General features: G+C 58.2%; 15 protein-coding genes. 8 read left to right on the top strand and 7 right to left on the bottom strand.

The features are described 5' to 3' along the window. Positions 1-46 precede the first annotated feature (46 nt). From ispE to ACZA91_RS05780, 4 genes are all read right to left on the bottom strand, one after another. A complete protein-coding gene (gene ispE, locus ACZA91_RS05795; protein WP_463185208.1) occupies positions 47-1018 on the bottom strand; it encodes a 4-(cytidine 5'-diphospho)-2-C-methyl-D-erythritol kinase in 972 nt (323 codons plus the stop codon). Between the two features lie 81 nt (positions 1019-1099). Further along, entirely contained in the window at positions 1100-2983 is a 1884-nt protein-coding gene (locus ACZA91_RS05790) for an EamA family transporter (protein WP_463185205.1), read from the bottom strand. 146 nt (positions 2984-3129) lie between these two features. Further along, entirely contained in the window at positions 3130-4419 is a 1290-nt protein-coding gene (thiL, locus tag ACZA91_RS05785) for a thiamine-phosphate kinase (protein ID WP_463185202.1), read from the bottom strand. Continuing rightward, positions 4420-5487 (bottom strand): peptidylprolyl isomerase, encoded by a 1068-nt coding sequence (locus ACZA91_RS05780; protein ID WP_190354526.1) that lies wholly within the window; start codon positions 5485-5487, stop codon positions 4420-4422. A gap of 455 nt (positions 5488-5942) precedes the next feature. Here ACZA91_RS05780 and efp point away from each other — a divergent pair, with 455 nt between their 5' ends. The 5 genes from efp to cysK all read left to right on the top strand — a co-directional run bounded on the left by efp (position 5943) and on the right by cysK (position 9631). Further along, complete coding sequence (gene efp / locus ACZA91_RS05775) at positions 5943-6503, top strand: elongation factor P (RefSeq protein ID WP_099534808.1); 561 nt, start codon at positions 5943-5945, stop codon at positions 6501-6503. Positions 6504-6835: 332 nt separating this feature from the next. Beyond that, a complete protein-coding gene (gene accB, locus ACZA91_RS05770; protein WP_099534809.1) occupies positions 6836-7333 on the top strand; it encodes an acetyl-CoA carboxylase biotin carboxyl carrier protein in 498 nt (165 codons plus the stop codon). A 22-nt stretch (positions 7334-7355) separates the two neighbouring features. Then, complete coding sequence (locus ACZA91_RS05765) at positions 7356-7697, top strand: DUF2288 domain-containing protein (protein WP_099534810.1); 342 nt, start codon at positions 7356-7358, stop codon at positions 7695-7697. A gap of 303 nt (positions 7698-8000) precedes the next feature. Beyond that, positions 8001-8438: an Rrf2 family transcriptional regulator gene (locus tag ACZA91_RS05760; RefSeq protein ID WP_190528741.1), complete on the top strand. Its 438-nt coding sequence runs from the start codon at positions 8001-8003 to the stop codon at positions 8436-8438. A 233-nt stretch (positions 8439-8671) separates the two neighbouring features. After that, the gene (gene cysK / locus ACZA91_RS05755) at positions 8672-9631 is read left to right on the top strand and encodes a cysteine synthase A (protein ID WP_463186393.1); all 960 of its coding nucleotides are present in this window, start codon (positions 8672-8674) and stop codon (positions 9629-9631) included. 129 nt (positions 9632-9760) lie between these two features. Here cysK and ald read toward each other — a convergent pair whose 3' ends face one another. Beyond that, positions 9761-10843, bottom strand: a complete 1083-nt coding sequence (ald, locus tag ACZA91_RS05750) for an alanine dehydrogenase (RefSeq protein WP_463185193.1) — start codon at positions 10841-10843, stop codon at positions 9761-9763. 306 nt (positions 10844-11149) lie between these two features. Here ald and menB point away from each other — a divergent pair, with 306 nt between their 5' ends. After that, a complete protein-coding gene (gene menB, locus ACZA91_RS05745; protein WP_190530925.1) occupies positions 11150-11983 on the top strand; it encodes a 1,4-dihydroxy-2-naphthoyl-CoA synthase in 834 nt (277 codons plus the stop codon). 505 nt (positions 11984-12488) lie between these two features. On the opposite strand, the gene ACZA91_RS05740 is transcribed toward menB, so the two are convergent. Both ACZA91_RS05740 and ACZA91_RS05735 read right to left on the bottom strand, forming a co-directional pair. Beyond that, positions 12489-12782 (bottom strand): hypothetical protein, encoded by a 294-nt coding sequence (locus ACZA91_RS05740; RefSeq protein WP_143473156.1) that lies wholly within the window; start codon positions 12780-12782, stop codon positions 12489-12491. 878 nt (positions 12783-13660) lie between these two features. Then, the gene (locus ACZA91_RS05735) at positions 13661-14236 is read right to left on the bottom strand and encodes a DciA family protein (protein ID WP_190528747.1); all 576 of its coding nucleotides are present in this window, start codon (positions 14234-14236) and stop codon (positions 13661-13663) included. A 616-nt stretch (positions 14237-14852) separates the two neighbouring features. On the opposite strand from ACZA91_RS05735, the gene ACZA91_RS05730 reads away from it, so the two are divergent. Both ACZA91_RS05730 and ACZA91_RS05725 read left to right on the top strand, forming a co-directional pair. Further along, a complete protein-coding gene (locus ACZA91_RS05730) occupies positions 14853-16172 on the top strand; it encodes a hypothetical protein (protein WP_463185186.1) in 1320 nt (439 codons plus the stop codon). 214 nt (positions 16173-16386) lie between these two features. Next, a complete protein-coding gene (locus ACZA91_RS05725; RefSeq protein ID WP_463185183.1) occupies positions 16387-17049 on the top strand; it encodes a PspA/IM30 family protein in 663 nt (220 codons plus the stop codon). The last annotated feature ends 205 nt before the right edge of the window (positions 17050-17254 follow it).

The following is a 17254-nucleotide window of genomic DNA, read 5'->3' as shown; positions in this document are numbered from 1 at the left end:
GAATTAACCTCTGAGTGAATCCCTGAATTAATGGCCGAATCCACCGCTAAACCGACTGGTTAACGGGCCGAATGCCCGCCGCACTGAATTGGGTGACCCAAAATTCTAAATCCGGATCCGGCAGGGCCGATCGCGCGGCGGCTTGGATTTCCTGAGCTTGGCTGGCGGATTCGGCCAGGGCAAAAACCGAGGGGCCAGAACCGGACATCATCGCTCCCAGCGGGGCCAGGCGATCGAGCAAGTCCCGCAACTGCGCAATTTGGGGATGGGCCGGCAACACCACCCGTTCCAAATCATTACGCAACAGGGGCCGTAACCCCGAAAGACCAGCTCGATCGCCCGTAGCCAAGGATTGGAGCGATCGCACGAGGGGCCCAGACTTGGCCGCCGTATGCCGAGCCGCTTGGGCCTCCGGAGTGCGGGCATATTCCGCCCCAAACTGAGCGCGATAGGTTTGATAGGCCCAGGGGGTGGAAACGCCCAAACTGCGATATTTTGCCAACACCAACCACACCTGATCCACCCCCGCGAGGGGATCCAGCACCTCACCGCGTCCCGTGGCCAACGCTGTTCCTCCGCCCACGCAGAAGGGCACATCGGATCCCAACTCGGCCGCCAACTCCTGCAATTCTCCTTGGGTGAGGCCCAAGCCCCAGGCCAAGTCCAGCCCCACCAACACCGCCGCGCCATTGCCCGATCCCCCAGCTAAGCCAGCGGCTACAGGAATTCGCTTTTCAATTTCGATCGACACGCCCCCACATTTGGCGAAGGCTTCGGGAAACCGCTCGCTCATCAGGGCTGCGGCCCGATAGGCTAAATTGCTGGCATCGTTAGGCACACCCTCGGCGGCGCACTCCACTTGGATTACGCCCTGCATTCCCGATCGCACATGGACGAGATCCGCCAAGTCAATGCTCTGGAACACGGTGGCCAACTCATGGAAACCATCGGGACGATCGCCCACAATTTCCAAATAGAGATTAATTTTGGCGGGCGATCGCAGCGAATAGGATTTCATCGGCACGCAAGCATCAGGACAAAAGCGTCCCCATTGTCTCAGAAGGGGCCCACGAGACCATCGATGGTTGATTAACCTGGCCTAGCTTTGGGGCGATTGGCGCGATCGGGGCGATCGGCGCGGCTTGCTCAACTGCTCCACACTCAGCAGCGTCACCCCAAGGGTCACCAACCCAATGCCCAGCCATTGCCCCCCGGCCAGCGATTCTTGGATCAAAATCCAGGCCGCCAGGGCCGTCAAAGCATTGCCCGAGGCGCTGAGAATGGCCGTCCAAGCGGCTCCCACCCGTTGCACCGCCAAGTTATTCAGCAGGTAGCCCCCCAAGGTCAACAGACCCAAAATGACTCCACCCAACAGCAGGCCGCCCCAAGTCCCCGGCAACACCTGCACCGTCACCGCCTCCGGCCGTGCAATGAGTCCAAAGCAAGCCAACACAAACACCCACAGGAAGGAAACCAGGGTGAACGGCACGGGATGCAAGGTTTTGGTTCCCCATTGCACCGTGAGTAGATAGCCTGCGAAGGCTGCGCCGGCCGCTAGCCCGCTGGAGAGACCCACCCAGTTATCGCCTGCGGTCGGGCCCCCCTCGGGCAGGGCCAAGCCGCCCCCCAGCAGAATCAGAGCCGTGAGAAACAAGCGCAGGGCCGTGGGGCGATCGCCCAATAGCCACCAGGACAGGGGCAGGGTAAAGACGGGGTAGAGAAAAAAGAGGGTGACCGCCAAGCCCGTCGGCAAATTCCCGATCGCCACATAGAGCAGCACTTGGGACACAAACATGAAAAAGCCGTTCAGCAAGATCATTTGCCAAGACCGGCGATCGCGGCTTTGGCACAGGTGGCGAATTTCCTGCCAAGTGGCGGGATAAAGCCAAGTGGCCAGCGCTGGAAACACCAGGACGATCGCCAGGGTGCGCAACAGCAAAATCAGCAGGGAATTGCCCAGCCCCGGTGCAATGATGCCGGGTAGGGTCACCACCCCTAACAGGGTTTCCGGAGCATTGCCCGTAAACAACAGCTTCAGGGCCACATTGAACAGGGCCAACAACAGGGCCGCCACCAGGGCCAACAGCCAGCCCGGTTGCCGCAGGGTCTGAGGATGGGGGACGGAGGGTTTCACGGCCACAAGGGGGGGAGGGAACAACACAGGAGCCGGATCGGACAAGGGGGCGATCGGGGAAGCGGGCCGATCGGGCGCGGTTGATTCAGGATCAGGAACCCCAGGATTGGGAATCACAGGATTCAACCCAAGGGAATCGGGCGCGAGAGCATTGGGCGTGATCGAGGTTTCCCAACGAGCCATCACCTGCTTCAACAACAATTCCCCCTGCTGTTGCCGCCGGGCCAATCGGCTGAGTCGTTGGGCCAGCGCCTGTTCATAGGCCGCTAAGTCTTGATGGAGATGGGTGAAAACTTGGGCCAGGGTTTGATCCAGCGCCATTAATTGTCGCTCAATCGCGGTGCTACTGAGACGACCATGGATCACCACGGGCGAGCCGATCGCCTCGCCGGAATCCCTGGGCCGCAATTCCTGAGCTAAGGCCTGAAACCGTTGGTCGATCGCCCTTTTCAGGTGGGATCCCATGTGTTGAGCCAGTTGCTTTGCCCACTGTTGGGCCCAAGCTTGGCTGGTGGGATCCAACAGGGATTGTCCCGGAGCGGGCTGTGCTCGCAGTTGTTGGCGATAGCGAGCTAGGCGATCGAGATCCAACAGTAATTGGGTTTTCTCGGCGCTCAGGCGATCGAGGTCTTGGGCAAGCTGGTCAAGTTGCGATCGCTGAAAAATTTGCAATTGCTCAATCACTGCCGACCAATCCGGTGCTGATTCTGGGGCGATCGGGGCCAGGCTCGATCGATCATCACGGGCATCTTCTGCCGCCGACCCAGGGAGATGCGGATTGGAATCGAGGCCCATGGGGTCGATCGCGGGTTCTGCAATGGGCAAGGTTGGTTGCTCCGATGGGCCCATGGAGATGGCTCAGGTCAGTGGCTCAGGTCAGTGGCTTTGCGGTTGAACAGCTCCGCATTTTGCGCCTCTAGCATTGCTCAATCATGATGGCTCAATCCTGGGCCAATTGGGCATGGCCGCCTTGGGCCTGGCCCAGCGGGACAGCCTCAAGCGGGCCCGGTGGTGGCCGATGTTCCGAAATGTTGGAAGCTGGCCGATCGCCCGATCGGTTCGATCGCCCCTGAATCCACCACCCAGGCGATCGGCTGCTGGGTTAACGCCTCTGAAAGCGCCTCAGGATCCGCCTCTGGAGCCACCATTTCCCCCACAATGGCCGCCGAACCGCCCAAGGACTGCACCAAATCAGCAGCCAAATCCGGCGGTAAACACAGGACTAATTCAAAATCTTCGCCCCCATAGAGCGTCCAATGGCGGGCCCGCGCCAGCCCCACCGCCGCCACCAACCCCGCCGGCATTGGCAGCTGATCGCCCCACAGTTTCGCCCGCAGACCGCTGGCTTGGGCCAATTGCACCACCGCATCGGCCAGCCCATCACTGGAGTCCATGGCAGCCAGGGGGTGATCGGCCAGCCTGGGGCGCAGTTGATTCAGTTGATCCAACTGATCGATTACGTCCAAGCGCGGGGTTGGGTATTGGTGGGCCCGAATCCAGGCCGATCGCGCTGCGGCCGAAGGTTCCGCAGCCTCCGGGGGCCAGTCAGCCAACAGCAGGGCCAACCCCGCACGGGAAGCCCCATGTTCACCCGTCACGACGATCGCATCTCCCGGTTGGGCCGCGTGGCGCTGGAGGGATCGATCGGGCAAAACCGACCCGATCGCCGTGATCGCCACCGTGGCCACAGTCGATCGGGTCACATCACCCCCCACAATTGCCCCGCCAAATTGGGCTAAGCAATCGGCCATCCCCCCATAGAGAGACTCCACCCAGTCGATCGCACAATTCCCCGGCAGAGACAGCCCCACGGTGATTGCCCGAGGCGTTGCCCCCATAGCCGCCAAATCGGACAAATTAGCCGCCACCGCTCGCCACCCGATCGACCTAGGAGGGGTGGTGCGATCGCTAAAATGCACCCCGTCCACCAGCACATCAGTTGTGACCACGAGCGATCGACCTTCGGGCCAGTCCAACAGGGCCGCGTCATCACCCACCACCGAGCGATCGCAAAAGGCAAACAACCGCGCCAGTAGCCCCGCTTCCCCCACATCCGCTAACCGCAACGATTCCACCGCGTCCATAAGCTCTCGCACTGACTCCAAACGCACCCAACCCAAACATAATGACCCCGCAACCCAAGCAACCCAGCCAACCGGAACGGTTCCCAACGCCCAAAGCAAAGTCCCCCTTGGCATCCAGGCCAAGCGGGGACTCAATCCTCGGGGAGGCGTTCGCTGCAAGACAGGTTCTGGGCAAACGGCATCACTCAGAACCCGCCGCACCTAACTGGGCTGCACCAGATTTTCCAACCCATCCACCACCGTTGCCTTCACCACCTGGTCACCGGGGCGAATCTTATCCAACACCGCCTTGGCATCGCTAATCGAGTAGCCAAATACCGCATAGCGACCATCCAGCAGGTTGGCCCCGGCGGGGGTCAGTTCCGGTTCAAACAGGAAGAAAAACACCTGAGACGAACCGCCATCGGGATCCGGTTCTGGTCGGGCCATGGCCAGGGCCCCATAGGACGAGAAGGGCAGCACGGGCAAATCGCCATAGCGGCCCGCATCTTCGAGCGTGATGCCGTAGGTGGGTTCTTTGTCGCCGCTGGCCAGAATTTCTAGGGGAATGGCGCGATATTCGTTGTTTTTGGGATCAATGAAGCCTTCAGCGGGGCCAGCCGGATCGCCAAATTGCAACACGTAGGAATCTTCGGCACGGGTGAAGGGCAACCCGTCATAGAACCCTCGTTGCACCAAGTCCACAAAGTTGCCGGCCGTGACGGGGGCGCTGTAACCATCCACCACTACGGTGACGCTGCCTTTGCTGGTTTCAATCTCGATCGTGGCGCGGCCCTTCAGTTGGGGCAGGTTGGCATATTGAGCAGGCACTTCAAAGGGGAAACCCTGCACCATATCCGCTTCGATCGCCCCCACTGCGTCCAGAATCTCCCGGCGCAGTTCCCAAACCGTGGACTTATTTTTGGTTTCCACGGCGGCCTGGGCCTTGGCGATCGTCTCGCTGATCTGATCAAGCTTTTGGGCAGCGGCTTCCTGGCGATCGGGACGAACGGCCGCCAAAATCTGGTTGCGCTTGTAGGTCACCGTCCGATCGGCCGTTTTCAAGCTGGTGGCCACGGGACTCCAACGCTTAGCCCGCAAGGATCCGGCGATCGATTCCACCTCCGACTGCACCTTGCGAATCGGCACATTGTCGATCGGCAAGGAATAGCGCAGCAGGGCCTTGCCGTCAGTGATGGCATTCCCGGCCGGCAGTGCTGCCCAAGCGGGAGCCGCCCCGATCGTCCACAGCACCATCACCAGGCTCAGGGCGATCGCCCAACCGCCCATCCACCCTTGCTCCCGTCGTTGCAGTTGTCGATCGACCACCGCTGTCCAGGTTTCGATCGTCTTCGCCCACCCGGAGCGGGTTTGCCCTGCCTTAAGTCGCCTTGGAATAGCCATGATCGAAGATAAATCGAGGTCAATCGAAGTGAATAAAAAATATGGCTGCTTGACGGCTGGCTGACCACTGGCTACACCGGCAATTGCGCCAGCCAACCTGCAAGCCAGCCCCCAGGACTCGCAAGGAAGCCCTAAACCCTAGCCCGCAAGCCCTCAAACCATCGCAACAGCCCCAGCGCGATCGCCCGTTTCCATGGGCGCATCGGGAGACTGCCAATCTTCCAATCTTGCCATAGCCCGGTCGATTCCAGATTCCTGGGCCCAATACCCAACGGCCCCAAAAAGCGGTAGAGTGTATCCCGTCCTATGCCCGCCTGCGGTGCTTTGTAAACCAGCTTCCGATGATTTCCAGTAACGATTTCCGCCCCGGTGTCACGATCGAGCTAGACAATGGTGTCTGGCGAGTTGTTGAGTTTTTGCACGTCAAACCCGGCAAAGGCGCAGCGTTTGTTCGCACGAAGCTGAAAAACGTGCAGACCGGTAGCGTGGTTGAGCGCACCTTCCGCGCAGGGGAAACGGTTCCACAAGCGACCCTGGAAAAAAGCGACATGCAGCACACCTACATGGACGGTGAGCAGTATGTGTTCATGGACATGAAGACCTACGAGGAAATGAACATTTCCGCCGCCCAAATTGGCGATCGGGTCAAATACCTGAAAGAAGGGATGGAAGCCCAGGTGGTGACCTGGAACGGCAAGGTGATTGAAGTGGACTTGCCCAACACCGTGGTTCTGGAAGTGGTGGAAACGGATCCCGGCGTGAAGGGCGACACCGCCACCGGGGGCCAAAAGCCCGCCAAACTGGAAACCGGCGCAACGGTCATGGTTCCCCTGTTCATTTCCGTGGGCGAAAAATTGCGGATTGACACCCGCGAAGACAAGTACCTTGGCCGCGAAAATTAATTTCCTTCTGAAGCTCCTGGCGATTGGGCCCTGGAACGCCACGACCGATCGCCAGGGGCTAGGCAATTAGTGTTACAACCGATACTGAATCAGCCCCTACCCTTGGTCTGGGCAACCCTTGGGAATCTCCAAGCGATCGTCCTCAGACCAGGTAGCTCTCTAAACTAAATCCTGACTAAATCCTGCATTTTGCATTGCCTTGGTTTGCATTGCTTTAGATTGCCTAGATTGCCTCTTTTTCAACTCGGAGCCTGGGCCCAAGGCCCCATGGACGGCTCTTTTTTGAATCCCTTTAACGCTTTAACATTCTGCGATTAGGAGCGAGACGACCCGTGCCGCTGGACTTTGACGAATTGCGGGAACTGCTGCTGGTTCTGAACCAGACGGATATTGCCGAAGTGACGCTCAAGCAAGGTGACTATGAGCTGACGGTGCGAAAGGCAGTGGCGGCGGCAGCAGCAGGCACGGCGATCGCCCCGGTGGCCATGGCAGCGGCCCCGATCGCCCCGGTCGCGGCCCCGGTGACCACGGCCGCCCCCCTGGAGCCAGCAGCGCCGCCCGCCTCGCCACCGCCCCTCAACGATCCCAAACTGCTGGAAATCAAGTCCCCGATGGTGGGCACGTTTTACCGGGCCCCGGCCCCCGGCGAGCCGCCCTTTGTGCAACCGGGCGATCGAATCACTTCGGGGCAAACGGTTTGCATCATCGAAGCCATGAAGCTGATGAACGAGCTAGAGGCCGAAATCAGCGGTGAAGTGGTGGAAATTTTGGTGGAAAATGCCCAACCCGTCGAATTCGATCAAGTTCTGATGCGGGTGCGGCCCGCCTAAATCACCTGCCCCCATCAAGCGCATGGATAGCGAACCCAGTAACTCCAATTTTCCGGCCGATGACTCCTCCAGCGGCAACCTGCGATCGAGCCTCACGGAATCGATCGACCTAGCCGAATGGGATTGGCTGAAGCCCCACATCGGCCGCGATGCCGTCATTGTGGTTACGCCAGATTTGGACTTGGCCGAAGTGGGCGAGGCCCTGGCCAGCGACAACACCGCCGTCGTGCAGCGCTGGATTGATGAACAGGCGATCACAAAACCCACCCAAGCCGAACTTGCGGAGTGGGATCGATCGGGCGATGTTCGTTTTCAGGCCATGATTGTTGCGCCCTTTGTGCTGGTCAAGCTGATCACTGGCTAGGTTTGCCTCATTCCTGTAGCCAGGTCACCGGACTGCACCACCGGACTGGATCACCAGACTGTGTTACCGAACTGTTTTCGGAATTACCAGACTGTTTTCGGAGCAGATCACGGAGCTTCAGAGCACAGCTATTTCCCGGGATGAAACCCTACAAAACCCAGCGGAAAACCGGGGTATACTAGGATCGCCCCGAAGCTATCTCGATCGACTCGCCGATCAACGATTCAGATCCATGATTTAGATCAACGGTCATGAGGCGATCGGGCGCTTGGGGATCCAGCCTCGCTCCTAGGTTCTCCACCCGTGGAACTGTCATCCAAAAGCGAATATGCCCTTCTGGCCCTGTTGCAACTCGCCGATCGCTACCAAGACGACGAGCCGTTGCAAATCCGCCAAATTGCTGCCGATCAGGACATTCCCGATCGCTACCTTGAGCAACTCTTAGCCACCCTGCGCCGAGGCGGTTTGGTCAAAAGCCAACGCGGGGCCAAAGGCGGCTATCTGCTGGCGCGATCGCCCTGGACGATCTCGCTGCTGGATGTGCTGCGATGTTTAGAAGGAGCCGATGCCAACATTGCCAACGACGGTGGGCGCGATCGCCCGCTCGAAAGCGCCATTATTTACGAGATTTGGGTTGAAGTGGATCAAGCCGCCAACGACGTGCTGCAACGCTACACCCTCCAGGATCTCAAGGATCGTCGAGATGCCCGCAAGCAACTTGACCTGATGTATTACATCTAGGCTCTGGGGATCATGGCTGCCCAGGGGCAATCAAGAGCACTGAAAAAATCCTTAGAAGGCTCGGGATATTTTGGGTTGCTTGCGGTTGCTTGATTTTTGCTGAATGGCTGGCTGAATGGCCGGATGATTCGACTGATCTACTCACTGCCCAATGCTTCGTTGTTCGATCCGACCCATGCCATAGGGGCGATCGACCCCCTCAGACCTGACGAGAGAGTTCCAGCCAGATGCCCATGAACGTCGCCAACAACATCACCGAACTGATTGGCCGCACTCCCCTAGTTCGGCTTAACCGCCTGCCCCAAGCGGAAGGCTGCCTGGCCGAAGTGCTGGTCAAGCTGGAAAGCATGAACCCTTCCGCTTCGGTGAAAGACCGGATCGGCATCAACATGATCGAAGCCGCCGAACAGGCCGGCACGATCATTCCGGGTAAGACCGTTTTGGTGGAACCCACCTCCGGGAACACGGGGATTGCCCTGGCCATGGCCGCCGCTGCCAAGGGCTATCAACTGATCCTGACCATGCCGGAAACCATGAGCGCCGAGCGGCGGGCCATGCTGCGAGCCTACGGGGCACAGTTGGAACTCACGCCGGGCATTGAAGGGATGGGCGGTTGCATTCGGCGGGCCCAGGACATTGCCAACACGGTTCCCAATGCCTATATGTTGCAGCAGTTCCGCAACCCGGCAAATCCAGACATTCACCGCCGCACCACCGCTGAGGAAATTTGGACGGATACGGACGGCAAGATTGATTTCTTGATTTCCGGTGTGGGCACGGGCGGCACGATTACGGGCGTGGCGGAAGTGATTAAGCAGCGGAAACCGGAATTTCAGGCGATCGCCGTGGAGCCGGCCAACAGCCCCGTGCTGTCCGGCGGGCAACCGGGCCCCCACCGAATCCAGGGGATCGGCGCGGGGTTTGTGCCCGAGGTGCTGAAGGTGGATTTGATTGATGAAGTGATTACGGTGACCGATGACGACGCGATCGCCTATGGTCGTCGGTTGGCGCGGGAAGAGGGCTTGCTGTCGGGGATTTCTTCGGGAGCAGCGATTTATGCGGCGATTCAGGTGGGTCGCCGCCCGGAAAATGCGGGCAAATTGATTGTGGCGATTCAGCCCAGCTTTGGGGAGCGCTACCTGAGCACGCCGTTGTTCCAAGACGCGGAGCCGGTCACGAATATTCCGTTGTAATGAGGATTAATCCGGGTAGGGGCGTACAGCGGTACGCCCCTACAGGGTTGATGGGTCTCGATCGACCCGAATGGGGATGATTTTGATCACGCCGTAACCGTGGATGGTTTTAGCGACCCCTCCTCATTCCTACAAATCTGGGAAAACCGCTTGGACGGCTGGATGTTCGATCCGGCCGTCTTTGATGTTGAGGCCCTTCGCCAAGGCCGGGTCGCGATCAAGCGCGGCCAGTCCGTGATCCGCCAGGGCCAACACGTAGGGCAAGGTGCTGTTTTCCAGGGCTTGGGTGGAGGTGCGAGGCACAGCACCCGGCATATTCGGCACGCCGTAATGCACCACGCCGCACTCGGTGTAGGTGGGCTGGCTGTGGGAGGTGGGGCGCAGGGTTTCGATGCAACCGCCTTGATCGACGGCCACATCAACAATCACGGCTCCGGTGGGCATCTGTTCCACCAGTGATCGCCCCACTAAGATCGGGGCCCGCCGCCCGGTGACCAACACCGCACCGATCAGCAAGTCCGTTTCGGGCACAACGGCTTCGATCGCGGCGCTGCTGCTGTAGAGCAACTCCACCCGCGAGCCAAACAGGGTTTCCAGATAATTCAGGCGATCGACATTCACATCCAAGATCCGCACCTTGGCCCCCAAGCCCACGGCCATCTTGGCGGCTTCGGTGCCGACCACACCGCCACCGAGGATTGTGACGCGGCCCGGCGCAACCCCCGGCACGCCACCCAGCAAGACTCCGCGCCCGCCCTGTTGTTTTTCCAGGTAGCGGGCCCCAAACTGCACGGACAACCGACCGGCGATCGCACTCATGGGGGCCAACAGGGGCAGGCGGCGATCGTGGGTTTCCACGGTTTCGTAGGCGATCGCGCTGATCCCCGATCGCAGCAAGGCTTCGGTTAAGCTCCGCTCCGCCGCCAAATGCAAATAGGTAAACAACAGCGGCGTAGTTTTCAGGAAGCCATATTCACCGGGCAGCGGCTCCTTCACCTTCACCACCAACTCGCAGTCCCAAGCCAAGTCCGCGTCGGGCACAATCCGCGCCCCAGCCGATCGATAGTCCTCGTCGCCAAACCCCGCACCGGCACCGGCCTGGGTTTCCACCCGTACCGAATGCCCCCGATCGACCAACGCCCGCACACCCTGGGGAGTCAAACCCACCCGAAATTCCAGATCCTTAATTTCCTTGGGAACACCGATTTCCACGGGGACTACCTCCTGTTGAAGCGGTCGTGAGTGGCTAAACGCGCCCGATCGCCCCGTTGCTGTTTTGTTGCAGAAACCTTAAGGGTTTTGCCCCAAAATCAAAAATCACGTGCGATCGTGCATTTGCATGGGATCCCCTCTAAGCTAACGGCTCGATCGGGGATCGCGGTGTGCCCCTCGTCACAGATACCATTTCCAGGGGGCAAGGCTCCATTGGCAAAGACTCGGCCCGGCCAGCATCCGGGCGATCGCGCCAACCCCTATGCTGGTCAAGCATCCAATTTTTGATTAACAAACCAGCCAACCATGACCATTCAGTGGCAAACCGTTAAACCCTACGAAGACATCCTCTACGTCAAAGCCGACGGCATCGCCAAAATCACCATCAACCGCCCCCATAAGCGCAACGCCTTCCGCCCCAAAACAGTGTTTGAGCTGTACGAAGCCTTTTGTGATGCTCGCGAAGATGCGGCCGTGGGCGTGATTTTGCTGACCGGCGCGGGCCCCCACACCGATGGGAAATATGCCTTCTGTGCCGGTGGGGATCAGAGCATTCGCGGGGAAGCGGGCTATGTGGATGAGGCTGGTGTGCCCCGGTTGAATGTGTTGGATTTGCAGCGGCTGATTCGATCGATCCCCAAGGTGACGATCGCCCTAGTGGCGGGCTATGCGATCGGGGGTGGCCATGTGCTGCACCTGCTCTGTGACTTGACGATCGCCGCTGACAACGCGATTTTTGGGCAAACGGGCCCGAAAGTGGGCAGCTTTGACGGCGGCTTTGGAGCCAGTTATCTGGCCCGAATTGTCGGCCAGAAAAAAGCCCGCGAAATTTGGTTTTTGTGTCGGCAATACGACGCGCAACAGGCCTTAGATATGGGTCTGGTCAACACCGTGGTGCCCGTGGCGGAACTGGAAGCGGAAGGCCTGCGCTGGGCCCAAGAAGTACTCGAAAAAAGCCCGATCGCGATTCGTTGCCTAAAGGCCGCTTTGAATGCCGATTGCGACGGGCAAGCGGGCTTACAAGAATTGGCTGGAAATGCCACCATGCTCTATTACATGACCGAAGAAGGCAGCGAGGGCAAACAGGCCTTTCTAGAGAAGCGATCGCCCAATTTCCGTCGCTATCCCTGGCGACCCTAAGCCATAGCAGGGAACCTTTTTCGGGTTTCTCAGTATTAGGCTCACCCTTGCCCAACCAACACAAAATCCGATCTAAAAAAATGAACCCGGAGCATCTTAGTCTCCTGGTTCATTTTTCGCTTTTGAATGATTGATGACATGGCGTTTACCCAGTCGCATCTATCAGTCGCCTATGGTGGGTCAAAGTTGGTTTTAGTCGTTGTTTCAGTCCCTATTTCAAACCCGGTCGCGATCTTTAAGTATTCATCCTGAAAGTGGAACAATATCCCAGGGAATCACTACCAGAAAATCGCCTGATTGGCTAGGCACTGAATTGAGGGATTGATGCACCCTGAAGCTAGCATTCCCGGTCGCGATCTTTAAGTATTCATCCTGAAAGTGGAACAATATCCCAGGGAATCACTACCAGAAAATCGCCTGATTGGCTAGGCACTGAATTGAGGGATTGATGCACCCTGAAGCTAGCATTCATCAGCCCTTGATTGCCAACGGCATGACTGATCCCCTAGGCAATGGAAGCAGAAGCATTCGATCGCAAAACCGGCGTAGTGGCCGCCAGGGCCGCTTCATTTTTAAATTCCACCGTCGCCACGATTGCCACGCCCGTTTCTGCGGGGCTGTGAACCAACCGCTCTAACGATTCCCAAGATGGAGCGAATGCTGGCATTGCGAGCGGACAAGCCTTCCAGCCCGCACGAACCACTGCATCAAACTGACCGCAATATCCACCACGTCGCCCTTCTGGGGTGTAGTAGCGACAATGGCGGCAAGCAGAAACTTGGAAGGGCGTAGCACTCATATTTTGCACTGCCAACGCAGAGCGCCGCTGAGAATTTGCTAACTTCATTATGGAATTGAGACGAATTGCTGTAAAAGTCCTTAAGACCTAGATCTACTCTGAGATTCAGCGATCCCAAACACTTTTAGAAATTTAGATTATCTTCAGCTTCCACTTTGGCTTTTTCAGAAAGTTTCTTCAGAAGACCATTGATTTTCCTGAAAAATCAGTTAGGGGATCAAAGAAAAATCACTTAAAATCAATCGTTAATCATTTTGAAGAGTTTTTGTCAATTACTTTAAAAAGTCTTTAAAAAGGGTGTGCGCTTTCTCTGATGGCGCTAGGAACCTGGGTTTTTAGTAATGGTAGGTTATGAAAGTCTAGGAGTGAACGGTTACCTAGAATACCGTTTCCCAAGAGATGCCATCATACAAAACGCAATATTTGGCAACATCTCTTGAAATTGACGAAGGCAGGACATTCAAGATCAATTTTTTTTGGACATACTGTTGGCCTCATTGCTCGATCGGGAAGCCATTTGGATCTGCGATGAGTTTGGGATTGGGATCAATCGAGTTGAGCTATTTTTGATACCTTCTCCAGGAAATTTCGCAAGAAACCCTCCCAGAATTTTGGTGAGCAAATCCTGCAAGCAAATTCTGCGCAAGGTTTTGAGGCTTCCATGAAACCAGCGCCCGCATTTCACTGCTTGCATTGATTCGCATTGATTTCGCGTTGATATTGAATTGGTATTGATCTGTATTCACCCACATTCACCCACATTCATATGATTGTGGAGTTGTGGTTTTTCTGTTCCTGTGCTTCTGGCTTGGATTTCTGGCTTGGGGTTTCTGGCTTGCGCATCGAGCTTCCAAATGCAAGCTGAATACAAGCTGATCTCAAGATCCAGAGCCGGGTGAACGGTCTTGAGACCAGCGCTCAACCATGCACAAACTACAAACTCCCCAGCGCTCTAATTCCGCTGGTGGGGTCGATCGCCCGCAATGGGGACAGCAATCATAGCGCTTCAGTTGACTTTGCACGGAAGCGGCCCACTGGGTGAACGCTTCGGTGGCGGTGGCGGGTCGGGGTCGATCGGGAAGGTGCTGGGATCTTTGGGGCGATCGGGCAGTGGCAGCGGATCCCAGGGCGATCGACTGAGACCGATTTTCAAACCAGCGGGCCGTAGAAAATCGCGCGTCGGTCAGGGGCGGGTTGAAAGGGGGCGTAATCGATTGGTTGATTTTGGTGATCAGGCGCGATCGCTCAAACATCAGGGTTTGGGCCCAAGCGGGATTGGACACCGCCACCCACAGCACCCCCTGATGCACGGAAATGGGGCGGGTGTGACCGGCCAAGGCCTCGCCCACAATGACTCGCCATTGCTGACAGAGTTGCAGGAAAGATCGGTTTGACTGCCAAGCCGGGTGTTGGTCAAGCCGTTTGAGCAGTCCATCGATCGGGTCAAAGGCCATGGAAGGTATGGGGGAGCAAAGGGGTTAGTCAGCAGAGATTTGGGAAACAACCGGGATCGATCGAACCAGTCAGCCTTGTGAATCCAGCCCATGGCCCTGCTCAACAATTCCGTGAACCCAATCACAACTCACGGCTCAGAATCAGTTCGATCGGGTTAAATTCGATCAGGTTGAATCTGCGCTGAACCTGCGTTGAATCTGCGCGGATTGGGTTCGCTCAGGCTGCATCAGCTCGGATCACATCCAGATCACAGCGGCTCAGATCGCAGCAGCCCAGATTCAGAACCCGTGGGAAAGCCTTATGGGTTAAGCAAACAGCGTTTAATCTGGACAAACGCTTCGCAAAATCTAAAATAGGCGAGAAGCAAGCCCGCTAAGAGGATGTTTGAAAAATATCTTGAAGCCCTAGTCAAGCCCCAATTGTCGTCGGGGCAAGGGGCTTAAGCCCCTTGTCTGTGTCGATCACTATCGATCTTGGGGGGAAGCGGTGTATCCATTTTGGCTTTTCAGACACCCTCTGAGGCATCCGTTTAATCTTTTCTGGTCATATCTTTCCTGGTCACGTTGAACCATTTGGGTGATTATTAACCCTGCACCGAGGAGCCTCGAAACCGCTATGAAATTCCGCCCAGCGCGCCAACAACCCGCGCGATCGGAGACCGAGCCAACCCTGCACCGTCGCCTGTCCTTGGCGTTGGAATGCATGGAGTTGGACTTAGACGCGGAACTCGCGCGCTATCGCCGCCTGCGGGGCCCTCGCCAAGGCATTGTTCGCCGCTTCTTTCTGAAGCCCCCGGAACGGGCTGGAGAACCGCCCCTGTTGGCTTCTGCGGAGGCGCTGGAGGCTTCTGGGGCCCTGAGCTTGCCCCCTGTGCCTGATACTAGCGATTTGCAAGCGGCTTTGGCTCAGCAAAACCGCCGCCCGGCTTCGCCTCGATTGCTGACGGCGGCGGATGAGTTGGGCGAGGATGCACCCTTGGCGGCGAAGTCCGTAGTGCAGGCGGCGATGCTGCTGGAGGGGGCCCAACCGGTTGCCAATGGCAATGGCTGGGATCGGCGGCGGGTGCGGCGGAGACAGGAACCCACCTGGACGGGGATTGGGATCGGAACGATTTTGGTGATGCTGTCGGGCACAATTTGGACTTACTACAGCAACTATCCCGACAGTGACGGTTGGCTAAAGGTGGGTGGATTTTTGGAACGAACGGGCCGGGCGATCGGGCTGAATCAACCGGCCACTCGATCGCCAGAGCCGGTTTTGGCAGAATTGCCCCCTGCGGAACCCACCCCTTTGCCCACGGCTCCCACTGGGGTCACGGTGGATTTGACGCGGGATGAGTTTGCTGATTTGAGCCTGGAGAGCCTTTCGGTTTTGGGCGATCGCCCGCCAATGCCTACGGGAACGATCGGGGCCACCGCGCCCGCTGGGGCTAACTTGGCCCCGCAACCGGCCCCCAGCCCCTTGCCGTTTCCCCAAGCCCAGCGTGCTCCAGCCAGTCCGCCAACCAATCCCCCAGCCAACTCACCCGCAGCCCCAGCGGTGGCTAATCCGAGTGCGGATGGGCGTTGGTATGTGGTGGGGCCCTACAGTGGCCCCGCTAGCCTGATTGCCGCGCGCAAACAGGTGGCCGATGCCTATGTGCGGGAATTGTCGATCGGGCGGCGAATTCAGTTTGGGGCCTTGGACAATGCACAACAGGCCAACCAGCTCATTCAGCAACTGAAGGCGGCCGGGATTCCCGCCACGGTCTATCGCCCCGTTGCCCCCAGACCAGCCGCTAGCCCAGGGGCCAAACCTAGCCCGAATGCGAATAGCGCCAATCGCAACCAGCCCAATAATCGCAACGCCGCCAACCGTAACCAGCCCAATAGTCGCAATCAATCTGCGGCCGGCAACCGTTCCCAATCCAGTTCCAGCCCGAAGCCCAGTCCCTGAGCCAATCCGTAAACCAGCCAGCCATTGGCCGGTTCAGTCAACAGTCAGCAAGCGAGTCAGCATCAGCCAGCAACTGACTATCAGTTGAGCGGTCATTGATCGGTTGAGCAGTAATTGATCAATCGCTGACCAACCGCAACGGCATCGCCCCCCAAAGGCCCCACCGAACGATCGAAGCGATAGGATCGGGGCAAGAGCCAGAAGGAGATCGAGCGTGGGACTATTGCAGCGACTTGGGAAACTGGTGCGCGCCAATGTGAACGCGGCGATCGCCCAGGCGGAAGATCCTGAACAGGCCTTAGATCAGGCCCTGATGGACATGCAGGATGATTTGGTGCAGTTGCGCCAAGCGGTGGCCCAGGCAATCGCCACCCAAAAGCGCACGGAGCGCCAACGGGAAGCCGCCGCCCGCGCCGCTGAGGATTGGCATCGACGGGCCCAACAGTTGCTGAATGTTGGTGACGAGCCAGGGGCCCGATCGGCCCTGAGTCAGTGTCACGGTCAGCAAGACGCAGCCGCCCACTTTCAGGAACAGTGGGAAACCCAACGGGACACGATCGCCCAACTGCGCAACACCCTGCGGGATTTGGAAGCCAAGCTGCTGGAAACTCGCACCAAACGCGATTTGTACGTGGCCCGTGCCCGATCGGCCATGGCCACCCAACGAATGCACGACACCCTGAATTACCTGAGCCGGCCCAACAATCCGCTGGAGCGTTTGGAGTCTTGGACCATGGAACTCGAAGCTCGTGCCCAGTTGTCCCAGACCGCCGGTCGCGATCCATTGGAACAGGCCTTCCAAACCCTAGAGTCTGACCAGCGCCTAGAGCGGGACTTAGAACAACTGAAAGCCCGTCGCCCCCCGGAGCTTCGATAATTTCGATCATTCAGCAGCATCACAAATCCGTCCTTGGGCAATTCCCGGCAGCGGTTCCCAGCGGCGATTCCCAAACCTCCTAGCCGCCAAAATCCCCGGTTTTGGGCAATTGCACAGGGCCCGGGCCCCTCAGCCCCCCAATAGCCGATCACGGCGGGAGAGCTAACCGAACTTGCCATGGGCTGCTGATTTTCGGTATCTAGGC

This window comes from Limnothrix sp. CMB-01, assembly GCF_055193175.1.
The sequence above is the reverse complement of the archived record's forward strand: the minus strand, read 5'-3'. Positions and strand labels throughout refer to the sequence as shown.

Bases quoted from the DNA above. Each gene is read 5' to 3' on its own strand.
- ACZA91_RS05730 (WP_463185186.1), top strand. From the start codon at position 14,853: ATGAAATTCCGCCCAGCGCGCCAACAACCCGCGCGATCGGAGACCGAG.
- ACZA91_RS05740 (WP_143473156.1), bottom strand. From the start codon at position 12,782: ATGAGTGCTACGCCCTTCCAAGTTTCTGCTTGCCGCCATTGTCGCTAC.
- menB (WP_190530925.1), top strand. From the start codon at position 11,150: ATGACCATTCAGTGGCAAACCGTTAAACCCTACGAAGACATCCTCTAC.
- ACZA91_RS05765 (WP_099534810.1), top strand. From the start codon at position 7,356: ATGGATAGCGAACCCAGTAACTCCAATTTTCCGGCCGATGACTCCTCC.
- ispE (WP_463185208.1), bottom strand. From the start codon at position 1,018: ATGAAATCCTATTCGCTGCGATCGCCCGCCAAAATTAATCTCTATTTG.
- cysK (WP_463186393.1), top strand. From the start codon at position 8,672: ATGAACGTCGCCAACAACATCACCGAACTGATTGGCCGCACTCCCCTA.
- ACZA91_RS05780 (WP_190354526.1), bottom strand. From the start codon at position 5,487: ATGGGCGGTTGGGCGATCGCCCTGAGCCTGGTGATGGTGCTGTGGACG.
- efp (WP_099534808.1), top strand. From the start codon at position 5,943: ATGATTTCCAGTAACGATTTCCGCCCCGGTGTCACGATCGAGCTAGAC.
- ACZA91_RS05790 (WP_463185205.1), bottom strand. From the start codon at position 2,983: ATGGGCCCATCGGAGCAACCAACCTTGCCCATTGCAGAACCCGCGATC.
- ACZA91_RS05735 (WP_190528747.1), bottom strand. From the start codon at position 14,236: ATGGCCTTTGACCCGATCGATGGACTGCTCAAACGGCTTGACCAACAC.